The sequence below is a fragment of the Lentzea miocenica genome (genome assembly GCF_033949945.1).
Classification (GTDB): Bacteria; Actinomycetota; Actinomycetes; order Mycobacteriales; family Pseudonocardiaceae; genus Lentzea; species Lentzea miocenica.
The window spans coordinates 129702-143900 of the sequence record NZ_JAXAVW010000007.1; the positions used below are offsets into that span (position 1 = coordinate 129702).

The 14199-nt window shown below is 69.9% G+C and carries 1 protein-coding gene (cut by a window edge); it reads left to right on the top strand.

All coding sequences use genetic code 11. The annotated features are described in order from the left end of the window. Window positions 1-14175 carry the 3' portion of a type I polyketide synthase gene (locus tag SK803_RS10550; protein WP_319965665.1) on the top strand. The gene continues 13527 nt to the left of window position 1, outside the view, so the window shows 14175 of its 27702 coding nt (coding positions 13528-27702); its start codon lies beyond the left edge, outside the window; the stop codon is at window positions 14173-14175. Window positions 14176-14199: the final 24 nt, after the last annotated feature.

The following is a 14199-nucleotide window of genomic DNA, read 5'->3' on the forward strand; positions in this document are numbered from 1 at the left end:
GATGAGCCGCAGATTCGGGTCAGGCAAGGGCAGTTGCTGGCGCCACGACTTCAGCGCACCGTGGCGACGCGGGAGATCACGTGGGAGAGCCCCGTGCTGATCACCGGCGCCGGCGGGCTCGGCGGCGTGATCGCACAGCATCTCGTCGCCGAGCACGGCGTGACGGAGCTGATCCTGGCCAGCCGGAGCGGCAAGAAGCCCGACTGGGACGTCGAGGCGACCGTCAAGGTCGTCAAATGCGATGTCAGTGACCGCAAGGCGTTGCAGCGGTTGTTGAAGAAGCACACTGTGAAGTCGGTCGTGCACACTGCGGGCGTGCTGGACGACGGCGTCATCGAATCGCTGACGCCGGAACAGTTCGACACCGTGCTGAGGCCCAAGGTCGACGCCGCCTGGCACCTGCACGAACTGTTGCCGGAAGCCAAGATCGTGCTGTTCTCGTCCGCCGCGGGCATCCTCGGCGGTGCGGGACAGGGCAATTACGCGGCGGGCAACGCGTTCCTCGACGCGCTCGCCGAGCACCGCCCGAACACCGTCTCGCTCGCGTGGGGCACGTGGGAGGCCGCGGTCGGCCTCACCGGTTCGCTGACCGACGCCGACCGCGAACGCCTCGTCCGCGCCGGCATGCCGCCGATCACCCCGTCGCAAGGCACCGCGCTGTTCGACGCGGCCGTGGCCAGCGGTGAAGCTGTGTTGCTGCCCGCTCGCCTCGACCTCGCGACGCTGCGAGCACAAGGTGACGTACCTTCGTTGCTGCGCGGCCTGATCCGGACGCGCGCCCGGCGCGCGGTGGCCGGTTCGGACACCGCGACCGGCCTGGCCTCGAAGCTGCGACCGCTGGGCGACACCGAACGTCTCGACGCGCTGCTCGACCTGATCCGTGCGCAGGTCAGCGCGGTGCTGGCGCTGGAGAACTTCGACGCCGGGCGTGCGTTCCGCGACCTCGGGTTCGACTCGCTCACCGCTGTCGACCTGCGCAATCGGCTCACCGCCGTCACGGGGTTGCGGCTGCCCGCGACGCTCGTGTTCGACTACCCGACCGCTCATGTGCTGGCGACGTTCCTGTGCGACGAGCTCTTCGGCGCGGACAGCGGCGATGTCGTTGCCACGCGGACAGTCTCGGACGACGACCCGATCGTCGTCGTGGGCATGGCGTGCCGGTTCCCAGGTGGTGTCAGCACGCCCGAGGACCTGTGGCAGCTGGTGCTGGACGGCACGGACGCGATCTCCGAGTTCCCGTCCGACCGCGGCTGGGACCTCGACTCCTTGTTCTCCGGCAACGACATCGGCACCTCGTCGACGCGGCTCGGCGGCTTCCTGCACGACGCGGGCGACTTCGATCCGGCGTTCTTCGGCATGTCGCCGCGAGAGGCCCTGGCCACCGATTCCCAGCAGCGCCTGCTGCTGGAAACGGCCTGGGAGGCCTTCGAACGCGCCGGCATCGACCCGGTGTCATTGCGCGGCAGCGACACCGGCGTGTTCGCGGGCGTGATGTACAACGACTACGCGCAGCTGCTCGGCGGCGAGTTCGAGGGCCACCACGGCACCGGGTCGTCGCCGTCGGTCGCGTCCGGCCGAGTGTCCTACGTGCTCGGTCTGGAAGGCCCGGCCGTCACCATCGACACGGCCTGCTCGTCGTCCTTGGTCGCGATGCACCTCGCCGCGCAGTCGTTGCGGACGGGGGAGTCGTCGCTGGCGCTCGCCGGTGGTGTCGCGGTGATGTCGACGCCCGCGACGTTCATCGAGATCTCGCGGCAGCGCGGCGTGTCGTCGGACGGGCGGTGCAAGGCGTTCTCCGAGGGGGCGGACGGCACCGGGTTCTCCGAGGGCGTCGGCCTGCTCGTGCTGGAACGGCAGTCGGACGCCGTGCGCAACGGCCACAACGTCCTCGCGGTCCTGAAGGGCACCGCCGTCAACCAGGACGGCGCCTCCAACGGCCTGACCGCGCCGAACGGTCCTTCGCAGCAACGGGTGATCCGCAGCGCGCTCGCGTCCGCCGGGCTGTCGCCGCTGGACGTCGACGCCGTCGAGGCGCACGGCACCGGCACCTCGCTGGGTGACCCGATCGAGGCGCAGGCGCTGCTCGCCGTCTACGGGCAGGACCGCCCCGAGCCCCTCTACCTCGGCTCGATCAAGTCGAACATCGGCCACACGCAGTCGGCCGCCGGCTCCGCGGGCGTGATCAAGATGATCATGGCGCTGCGCAACGGCGTGCTCCCGCAGACCCTGCACGTCTCCGCGCCCTCGTCGCACATCGAATGGGACGCGGGCGCCGTCGAGCTGCTCACGTCGTCCCGCGACTGGCCGTCCGTCTCGCGCCCACGTCGCGCGGGTGTGTCGTCGTTCGGCATCAGCGGCACGAACGCGCATGTGATCTTGGAGGCGCCGAGTGGTCAGGAATTGTCAGACCTGGCTGAGATGATTGGGATGGGGGGTGGATCCCCCCAGGGGGCCGGCCAATCGGGATCGATTCCGACGGGCGGGCCGACCCCGCTGGATTCGCTGACTCCGCTGGCCGCGTCGGCCCCGCTGGCCGCGTCGACTCCACTGGCCGCGTCAAGCCCGCTGGCCGCGTCGACTCCGCTGCCGGTGTCGGCGAAGTCGCCCGGCTCGTTGCGTGCCCAGGTCGAACGCGTCAAAGCCCTGGTGGAGAGCGGCGTACCGGCGAACGACGTCGGGTTCTCACTGGCCACGCGCAGCAAGTTCGACCAGCGCGCGGTGATCGTCGGCGACGAGGTCGTCGAAGGTGCCGTCGTGCAGGGCGCAGGACCGGTGTTCGTGTTCCCCGGCCAGGGCAGCCAATGGCACGGCATGGCGGTCAAGCTGCTCGACGAGGACGAAACGTTCGCGCGGTGGATGACCGAAGCCGACCGCGCGATCGCGGAACACGTCGGCTGGTCGGTCATCGACGTCCTCAGGGGCGAGGCCGAACTGCTGGAACGCATCGAGATCCTGCAGCCCGCGCTGTTCGCGATCATGATCTCGCTCGCCCAGACGTGGCGCGCGAACGGCGTCGAACCCGCGGCCGTCGTCGGCCACTCGCAGGGTGAGATCGCCGCCGCCTACGTCGCGGGCGCGCTCACCCTGGAGCAGGCCGCGCTGATCGTGGTCAAGCGGTCCCAGCTGTTCGCGGACGAGCTCGTCGGCAACGGCGCGGTCGCGAGCATCGCCCTGCCCGCTGCGGAAGTAGAGAAGCTGCTGCCGGAGGAGTTGGCGATCGCGGGCGTCAACAGCCCGCACGCCTGCACGGTCGCCGGCGCGATCCCGGCGCTGGAGGAGTTCGTCGCGAGCTGCGTCGCGAAGGACATCCGCGCCCGCGTGATCGGATCCACGGTCGCCTCGCACTGCGCGCAGGTCGACCGCCTCCGCGGCCAGATCCTGGAGCTCTTCGCGGACATCACGCCGCAGACCAGCAGCGTGCCGTTCTACTCGACCGTCACGGCCGGGCGGATCGACACCGCGAGCCTCGACGCCGAGTACTGGTTCCAGAACGCCCGGCAGCCGGTCAGCTTCGCGAGGGTCGTCGAGCAGCTCGTGCGGGACGGCCACCGCGTGCTCATCGAGTCGAGCGCCCACCCCGTGCTCATGCTGCCCGCGCAGCAGACCGCGGAAGCGATCAGCACCGAGATCGTCGCGATCGGCTCACTGCGCCGCGACCAGGGCGACCGGCACCGGTTCACGACCTCGCTCGCCGAGGCGTGGGTCGCGGGTCTCGACGTCCAGTGGCGCTACCCCGGCGGCAAGAACACCCTGCTGCCCACGTATCCGTTCGACCACCAGCGGTTCTGGCCCGAGCCGCTGGTCAGGGACACCTCCGACCCGGTCGATGCCGAGTTCTGGGAGCTCGTCGACAACGGCGGCCTCGAGGACATGGGCGTCGAGCAGGGCGTCGCGCAAACGCTCGCGCAGTGGCGCAACCGCCGCAAGTCCGAATCCACAATGGACACCTGGCGGTATCGCGACAAGTGGACGCCGGTCACCGTCACCGGCACGCCGACCGGCACGTGGCTCGCCGTGACGTCCGGCACCGAAGCCCAGGACGTGATCAACGCGCTGGACGCCACGCACCTCGACGTCGACGAGCAGATCAGCCGCGCGGACCTCGTCCAGCGACTCCCCGAGACGATCGACGGCGTCATCGCCATGACCGGCCTGCGGGCGACGATCACGCTGGTCCAGGCACTGGCCGAAGCCGGCGTCACCGCACCGATCTGGGCCGTCACGCGCAACGCTGTGGCGGTCGGGACCGAAACCGTGGACCCGGCGCAGACCGCGATCTGGGGCCTCGGCCGCGTCGCCGCGCTCGACCTGCCGCGCCGCTGGGGTGGCCTGATCGACCTGCCCGAGACGCTCGAAGGCAAGACCGTGCAACGGTTCGCGGCCGCGCTGACCGGCTCCGAGGATCAGGTCGCCATCCGGGACAACGGAGTGTTCGCTCGCCGGCTCGTCCGCACGAACGCGCACCACAGCCCCGACTTCCAGGCGTCCGGCACGGTGCTGATCACCGGTGGCACGGGTGCGCTCGGCGGGCACGTCGCCCGCTGGATGGCCGAGGCCGGCGCGGAGCACCTGGTGCTCACCAGCCGCCGCGGGCTCGACGCTCCCGGCGCGGCGGAACTCAAGGCAGAACTGGAAAGCACCACACGTGTCACCATCGCGGCCTGCGACGCGGCGGACCGCGAAGCCCTGGCAGCCCTGCTCGCGGGCATCGACGACCTCACGACGGTCGTGCACGCGGCGGGCATCGGCACCGGTGACGCCCCGATCGACGAGCTGCGGTTCGAGGACGTCACCGCGCTGCTCGACACGAAGATCACCGCGGCCCGGCACCTGCACGAACTGGCTCCGCACGCGCGGTTCATCCTGTTCTCGTCGGGCGCGGCGAGCTGGGGCAGTGGCGGCCAGCCCGCGTACGGCGCGGCCAACGCCTACCTCGACGGCCTCGCCCACCTGCGTCGGTCGCAGGGTCTGCCGGCGACCTCGATCGCGTGGGGTGCGTGGGCGGAAGCCGGCATGGCCGCCGATCACGGCATGTACGAGGCGCTGCAACGGATCGGCATCGGCTCGATGCCGCCGGAGCTCGCGATGCGGGTGCTGCGTCAGGCTGTCGCGGACGACCAGACCCAGCTCACCGTCACCAACATCGACTGGGCGAAGTTCGCGCCGAGCTTCACCGCCGAACGCCAAAGCCCGCTGCTCACCGGCATTCCCGAAGTGCGTCAAGCGCTGGCGGAGGAGCCCGTCGAGGAGTCGGAGCTCAAGCAGCGGCTGGCGAAGCTCACCGAGGCCGAACGCGACCGGGCGCTGCTCGACCTGGTCCGCGCCGAGGCCGCCAAGACGCTGGGTTACGCGGAAAGCGACCAGGTCCCGGTCGGCAGGGCGTTCCGCGAGCTGGGCTTCGACTCGGTCACCGCGGTCGAGATGCGCAACCGCCTCAAGACCGCGACCGGCCTTGCGCTGCCCGCGACGCTCGTGTTCGACTACCCGACCGCGACAACGCTTTCCCAGCACCTGCGGGACGAGTTGTTCGGTGGCAGGCAACAGATCGAGGTGCGCGCGGCCACGATCGCCACCGACGATCCGATCGCGATCGTGGGCATCGGCTGCCGTTACCCCGGTGGTGTGACGACGCCGGAAGCGTTGTGGAACCTGGTGTTCGAGGGGCGCGACGTGATCTCCCAGTTCCCGACCGATCGCGGCTGGGACCTGGAACGGCTCGCCAGCACGACGTTCGAGGGCGGCTTCCTCGACGCCGTCGCCGACTTCGACGCGGGCTTCTTCGGCATCTCGCCGCGCGAGGCCGTCGTGATGGACCCGCAGCAGCGCCTGCTGCTCGAAACGTCTTGGGAGGCACTGGAACGCGCGGGTATCGACCCGACCTCGTTGAAGGGCAGCCTGACCGGTGTCTTCGTCGGCACCACCGGCCAGGACTACGAGTCGCTGCTCAACCGCTCGCTGGAGGAGACCGGCCCGTACGCGACGACCGCGTTCTCGGCTTCGGTGCTGTCCGGTCGCATCTCCTACCTGCTCGGCCTCGAAGGCCCGGCGGTCACCATCGACACCGCCTGCTCGTCGTCGCTCGTCGCCATGCACTGGGCCTCGCAGGCCTTGCGCAACGGTGAGTGCGACCTGGCGCTGGCCGGTGGTGTCGCGGTCATGACCACGCCCAACGCCTACTCGGCGTTCACCGCGGCCGGCGGACTTGCGCCGGATGGCCGTTGCAAGGCGTTCTCCGAAGCCGCGGACGGCACCGGCTGGTCCGAAGGTGCCGGTGTGATTCTGCTGGAACGGTTGTCGGACGCTCAGCGCAACGGTCACGAGGTGCTCGCGATCCTGCGTGGCTCCGCGATCAACCAGGACGGCGCCTCGAACGGCCTGACCGCGCCGAACGGTCCGTCGCAGCAGCGCGTGATCCGGCAAGCGCTGGCTAACGCCGGATTGCAGCCGTCCGAAGTGGACGCGGTGGAGGCCCACGGTACGGGCACCACCTTGGGTGACCCGATCGAGGCGCAGGCAGTGCTCGCGACGTACGGGCAGAACCGGGAAACGCCGCTGCTGCTCGGTTCCATCAAGTCGAACCTCGGACACCCGCAGTCGGCCGGCGGTGTCGCCGGTGTGATCAAGATGGTGATGGCGCTGCGCAACAACGTGCTGCCGCAGACGCTGCATGTCGACGCGCCCTCGTCCAATGTGGAATGGCAGACCGGCAACGTCGAGCTGCTCACCGAACGCCGCGACTGGCCGGTCAACGGTCACCCGCGCCGCGCTGGTGTCTCGTCGTTCGGTGTTTCCGGGACGAACGCGCACGTGATCATCGAGGAGGCGCCGGGACACACGGTATCGACTCCGGAGGTGACCAGTTCGGCCTCGGTGGTGCCGTTGATCGTGTCCGGACGTTCCGAGGAAGCGCTGGCTGACCAGCTCGCACGCCTTGGCTCCGTTGACGCTTCGCAGCTCGACCTCGCATATTCGCTCGCGGTGTCGCGCAGTGCGTTCGAGCACCGGGTGGTGCTCGTCGACGGCGTCGAGATCGCCAGGGGAGAGGCGGGCGAGCGTGACCTGGCGCTGTTGTTCACCGGCCAGGGCTCGCAGCGGCTCGGCATGGGACGTGACCTGTACGAGCGGTTCCCGGTGTTCGCCGACGCGTTCGACGCCGTGCTCGCGCATCTCGACCCGGCGCTGCGGTCGATCATGTGGGGCGAGGACGCCGAGGCGCTGAACCGGACCGGCAACGCCCAGCCCGCGATCTTCGCACTGGAAGTGGCGCTGTACCGGCTGGCGGAGTCGTTCGGGATCAAGGCCGACCGGCTCGCCGGCCACTCGATCGGCGAGATCGCGGCCGCGCACGTCGCCGGGGTGTTCAGCCTCGAGGACGCGTGCACGCTGATCGCCGCCCGGGCCTCGTTGATGCAGGCGCTGCCTACTGGCGGCGCGATGATCGCGATCGAGGCGAGCGAGGACGAGGTCACACCGCTGCTCACCGCCGATGTGTCGATCGCGGCGGTCAACGGGCCGAACGCGGTGGTCATCGCCGGCGTTGAACAAGAGGTTCGTGGGATCGCTGAACAACTCAGCAGTTCTACACCGCGCAAGTTCAAGCAGCTCAAGGTGTCGCACGCGTTCCACTCGCCGCTGATGGAACCGATGCTGGACGACTTCCGCGCGGCCATCGCCGGTATTTCGTTCAACGATCCAACGATCCCGTTGGTGACTGGTGGGAATGCTCAACAACCCGAGTACTGGGTGCGGCACGTTCGGGAGACCGTGCGGTTCCACGACACGGTGCGCGCGCTCGACGGCAGCACGTTCTTGGAGATCGGTCCTGACGGCGTGCTGTCCGCGATGGTCGACGGTATCCCGTTGCTGCGCAAGGACCGCGGTGAGGAGCGGGCGTTCGTTATCGGGCTCGCCCGCCTGCACGTCAGCGGCGCGTCCGTGGACTGGAGCGCGCTGTTCAAGGGCACGGGCGCACGGCGGGTCGACCTGCCGACATACGCGTTCCAGCACGAGCGCTACTGGCCGACCGTGCTCGACGTCGCGCCGGTCGATCGCTCCAAGTCCACTGTGGATTCATGGCGGCACCGCGAGTCGTGGGAACGGATCACCCCGCGCGGTTCTGCATCCGGTAACTGGCTCGTGCTCGGCACTGAGGACGACTTCGCTCGCGCGGTCGCGGAGGCTGTTGGCGGCACGGTCGTGCAGGAGGTTCCCGAGGCGCCGTTCGACGGGATCGTCTCGCTGCTGGCGTTGGACGACGAGGTCGACGCGAACGGCGTGCCGCGCGGTGTGATCGCGACGATGGAGCTGATCCAGTCGTTGGCCCGCAAGGGTGTCAGTGCGCCGGTGTGGGCGGTGACCCGGAACGCGCAGACCAGCGCGACGCAGAGTGCGGTCTGGGGCCTCGGCCGAGTCGCGGCGCTCGAACTACCCGCGCAGTGGGGTGGTCTGGTCGACGTCACCGGCGATGTCACGCAGCTGGCAGCGGTGCTCGTGGGCGACGAGGCCGAGGTGGAGATCAGGGAAGACGGCGTGTTCGCGCGGCGTTACGATGCCGCGCGCCCGACCGACGCGATGTGGGAGCCGCACGGCACTGTCATCGTCACCGGCGGCACGGGCGCGCTCGGCACGCACGTTGCCCGCGACCTCAAGGAACGCTGCGTCGAGAAGATCGTGCTGGTCAGCCGGCGTGGTCTCGACGCGCCGGGTGCCGCGGAACTGCAAGCCGAACTGGGCGCGGAGATCGTGGCGTGCGACGTCGCGGACCGAGCGGCCGTGCAGCAGTTGCTGCGGGAGTACTCGCCGAACGCCATCGTGCACACGGCCGGTGTGCTCAGCGACGGCGTGCTGGAAGGCCTTGCGCCGGAACGGTTCGCGGACGTGTTCCGCTCGAAGGTCGCCTCGGCGCTGGTGCTCGACGAGCTGACCCGAGAGCTGCAGCTGGACGCGTTCGTGTTGTTCTCGTCGGTCGCGGGCGCCCTGGGCAACCCCGGTCAGGCCAACTACGCGGCCGCCAACGCCGTGCTCGACGCGATCGCACGGGAGAGGCGAGCCGCGGGTCTGCCCGCGACGTCGATCGCGTGGGGCGCGTGGGCCGGCTCAGGTATGGCCGACGGCGTGGGTGCGGACCTGAGCGCGATCACGATGCGCCCGGACCTGGCCGTCGAGTCGATGTGGCGGGCGGTCGCGGAGGACGCGCCGACCGTTGCCATCGCGATCCTGCCCGAGAAGCCCAAGGCGCGTAAGAAGGTTACCGTCGGCGGCGACGTGCTGGAGATCGTGCGCACGGCCGTCGCATCGGTGCTCGGGTACGCGGGACCGCACGCGGTGGGTGTGGACAAGGAGTTCCGCGACCTCGGGTTCGACTCGCTGACCGCGGTCGAGTTGCGCAACCAGTTGTCGGCGGCGACCGGCAAGACGCTGCCCGCGTCGCTGGTCTACGACTACCCGACGCCACGCCGGCTCGCCGATCACCTGCGCGGCGGAGTGGCCGAGGACGTGGTGACGTCCGCTCGTGCCGACGAACCGATCGCGATCGTCGGGATGGCGTGCAGGTTCCCCGGTGACGTGAACACGCCCGAACAGCTGTGGCAACTGCTGCTCGACGGACGTGACGGCATGGGTGCGTTCCCCGTCGACCGCGACTGGGACGTCGAGTCGGTGCTGTCGACGTCGGTCACGCGGGAGGCCGGGTTCCTCGCCGGGACCGCGGACTTCGACCCGGCGTTCTTCGGGATCTCACCGCGTGAGGCGATGGCGATGGACCCGCAGCAGCGGTTCCTGCTGGAGACGACGTGGGAGGCACTGGAGCGGGTCGGCGTCGATCCGCAGTCGTTGCGCGGGTCGCAGACCGGTGTGTTCGTCGGCACGAACGGTCAGGACTACGCCACGCTGCTGACGTCGTCGGCGGAGGACACCGAGGGCCACGCGGCAACAGGTCTCGCGGCATCGGTGATCTCAGGCCGGCTGTCCTACACGTTCGGCTTCGAGGGGCCGGCCGTCACCGTCGACACGGCGTGCTCCGCCTCTCTCGTTGCGATGCATCTTGCGGTGCAGGCGTTGCGCGGCGGTGAGTGTTCGCTCGCGGTGTCCGGTGGCGCGACCATCATGACCACGCCGTACGCGTTCGCCGAGCTTACCCGGCAGGGCGCTCTCGCCGCGAACGGCCGGTCGAAGGCGTTCTCCGACGACGCGGACGGCGCCGGCTGGTCCGAGGGCGTCGGCATGGTCGTGCTGGAACGGTTGTCCGACGCGGTCCGCAACGGCCACCAGGTGCTCGCGGTGATCCGCGGTTCGGCGGTCAACCAGGACGGCGCGTCCAACGGCCTGACTGCGCCCAACGGTCCGTCGCAGCAGCGGGTGATCCGTGCTGCTCTCGCGAACGCCGGTCTGTCCGTTGGCGATGTCGACGTCGTGGAGGCGCACGGCACCGGTACGGCCCTGGGCGACCCGATCGAGGCGCAGGCTCTGATCAACACCTACGGCGCCGAGCGTTCGGCTCCGCTGTGGCTGGGTTCGGTGAAGTCGAACATCGGCCACACGCAGGCGGCGGCGGGCGTCGCGGGCGTGATCAAGATGGTGCTCGCGCTCCAGCACGACCTGCTCCCGCAAACGCTGCACGTCGCCGCGCCTTCTTCGCACGTCGACTGGTCCTCGGGCTCCGTCGAGCTGCTCACCTCCGCGCGCGAGTGGGCGCCGAACGGTCACGCGCGCCGGGCGGGCGTCTCGGCGTTCGGCATCTCCGGCACGAACGCGCACATGATCCTGGAGGAGGCGCCGCCGGTTCCCGCGAGCCAGGAATTGTCAGACCTGCCTGAGATGATTGGGATGGGGGGTGGATCCCCCCAGGGGGCCTGCCAATCGGGATCGATTCCGCAGGTGGCGGCCGTGCAGCAGGACGGCGCGGTGCCGTTCGTGGTGTCGGCGAAGTCCCCGGCCTCGCTGCGAGCGCGTATCGACCAGGTGCGCGCGCTGGAGGGCCGTGCGGAGGACATCGCGTTCTCGTTGCTCACGACGCGGTCGGTGTTCGACCACCGTGCGGTGCTCATCGGGGACGAAGTGGTGCAGGGCGTCGCGCAAGAGAGTGCGCCCGTGTTCATCTTCCCCGGTCAGGGAAGTCAATGGCACGGCATGGCGGTCGAGCTGCTCGACGAGGACGAGACGTTCGCGCACTGGATCCGCGAGTGCGACGCGGCGATCGGCAAGCTCGTCGACTGGTCGGTGATCGACGTACTGCGCGGCGAGGCCGGGCTGCTGGAGCGCATCGAGGTGCTGCAGCCGACCCTGTTCGCGGTGATGGTGTCGCTGGCCCAGACGTGGCGGAAGAACGGCGTCGAGCCCGCGGCGGTCGTCGGCCACTCCCAGGGCGAGATCGCGGCCGCCTACATCGCGGGGGCGCTCAGCCTCGACGAAGCGGCCAAGATCGTTGTGCTGCGGTCCCAGCTCTTCGCGGATGAGCTCGTCGGCAACGGCGCGGTGGCGAGTGTCGCCTTGCCGGTCGAGGAGACCCGCAAGCTCATCGAACAGTGGCCGGTTCTGTCCATCGCGGGCATCAACAGTCCCAACGCCTGCACGGTCGCCGGCGCGCTGCAGGAGCTCAACGAGTTCGTGGAACTGTGCCAGGCCAGGGAAATCCGGGCGCGCGTGGTGGCGAGCACGGTCGCCTCGCACGGTCCGCAGGTCGAGCCGCTCCGCGAGAAGCTCCTCGAAATGCTCGGCACGATCACGCCGCGATCGACGGACATCGCGTTCTACTCGACGGTCAAGGCGGACCGCGTCGACACCGCGACCCTCGACGCCGGCTACTGGTACGAGAACGCGCGCAGGCCCATCGAGTTCGTCGCGGTCACCCGGAAGCTGATCGAGGACGGCTACCGCGTGTTCGTCGAGTCGAGCCCCCACCCGGTGCTCACGATGCCCGCGCAGGCCACCGCCGAGGCGGACGGCACGGAACTGGTCACGGTCGGCTCGCTGCGCCGCGACCAGGGCAACAGCCACAGGTTCACCACCTCGCTCGCCGAGGCGTGGGTCGCGGGCCTCGACGTCCACTGGCCTCGCGCGGGACGCAGGATCGACCTGCCCACGTATCCGTTCAGCCGCACCAGGTTCTGGCCCAAGGCGGGCGCCAGGACGATCAACGCCGAGGACAGCGCGTTCTGGCAGCTCGTCGAGAACGGCGACCTCACCGAGGCGCTCGGCGTCGACGCGAACAACGTCCTCCCGGCACTCAGGGAGTGGCGCGCGAAGCGGCAAACCCAGTCCACTGTGGACGGCTGGCGCTATCGCGACTCGTGGCAGCTCCTGCGTGGCGTCCAGGCCACCGGCATCAACGGCACCTGGCTCGCCGCGGTCCCGGAGCAGGTCGACGACTGGACCGAGGCGGTTCTCCGCACATTCGGCGACGACGTCGTGCGGATCACCGTGCGGCCCAACGCCGAACGCGCGTTGCTCGCCACCGAACTGATCGGCATCGAGCCGGTGGGCGTGATCTCGTTGCTCGGCACCGAAAACACGCCGCATCAGGAGTTCGCGTCGACGCCGGTCGGACTCGCGCTGAACGTCCTGCTCGTCCAGGCGCTCGGCGACGTCGGCAGCACCGCGCCGTTCTGGGCGGTCACGAAGCAGGCGATCTCGACCGGCGCCACGGACCACGTCGCCAACCCGGATCAGGTCGCGCTCTGGGGCCTCGGCCGGGTCGCGGCACTCGACCTGCCGCGCCGCTGGGGTGGCCTGGTCGACCTGCCGGGGACGATCAACGGCCAGATCGAACAGGGGCTGGTCGCCGCGATCACCAACGGTGGTGGCGAGGACCAGCTCGCGGTTCGTGACACCGGCGTCTACGGCAGGCGGCTCGTCCCTGCCCAGCGTGCGCCGAAGCCGACCGAGTGGAACCCGCGCGGAACGGTCCTGATCACCGGCGGCACCGGCGCGCTGGGCGGTCACGTCGCACGTTGGGTCGCCGGTCGCGGCGCCGAGCACGTGTTGCTCACCAGCCGCCGCGGTGACCAGGCACCAGGCGCCCAGGAACTCAGGACAGAGCTCGAAGCGCTCGGAGCCCGTGTCACCTTCGCGGCCTGCGACGCGTCGGACCGGCAAAGCCTCAAGGCGGTGATCGACTCGCAGCCCGACATCAAGGCGATCGTGCACGCGGCCGGCATCGTCGAGGGCAACGCACCGACCGACGTGCTCGGCATCGACCAGCTGGACCGGCTGCTCAAGGCCAAGATGACGTCCGCCTGGCTGCTGCACGAGCTGACGAGCGACCTGGACGCGTTCATCCTGTTCTCGTCCGGTGCGGCGAGCTGGGGCAGTGGCGCGCAACCCGCGTACGCCGCCTCGAACGCCTACCTCGACGGCCTCGCACACTTCCGCAGGGCACAAGGCCTTCCCGCCACCTCGATCGCCTGGGGTGCGTGGGCGGACTCCGGCATGGCGTCGGAGAACGAGGAAGGCGCCGAACAACTGCGCCGGCGCGGCGTCCACACGATGAAGCCGGACCTCGCGATCACCGCGCTGCAGCAGGCGGTCGAGGACGGCCACACATCGCTGACGATCACCAACATGGACTGGGAGAAGTTCGCGCCGAGCTTCACCGCGTCCAGGCCGAGCCCGTTGCTGATGGGCATCCCGACGGTCCAGAAGGCACTGGAAGAGCCAGAGGCGACCGATTCAGGGCTCAAGGAGCGGCTGCTGGCGTTGCCCGAGGCGGAACGAACCAGGACGTTGCTCGACCTCGTCCGCACGGAGGCCGCCGCGACACTGGGCTTCGAGAGCGCCGAGGCGTTCGGGCCTTCGAGGGCGTTCCGCGACGTCGGCTTCGACTCCGTGACAGCGGTGGACCTGCGCAACCGGCTCAAGACGGTCACCGGCGTGGCGTTGCCGGCGACGCTTGTCTTCGACTACCCGACACCCGCCGCGCTGGCCCAGTTCATCCGCTCCGAGCTGCTGGGAGAGGTCGTGGCCACCGACCCGGAGGCACCCATCCGAGACGCGCTGGCGTCCATCCCGATCAGTCGGCTGCGCCAGGCCGGCCTGCTGGAGCTGGTGCTGCAACTTGCCCAGGAGAGTGGGGAAAACAACAGCGCTCCGGATGTTGTGCTTGCAGCCGAGGCGGAATCGATCGACGACATGGACGGCGAAGCCCTCCTGCGTCTGGCGATCGGGGACGCCATGAACTAGCGGGCGATCCGAGAAGGAAGCGCG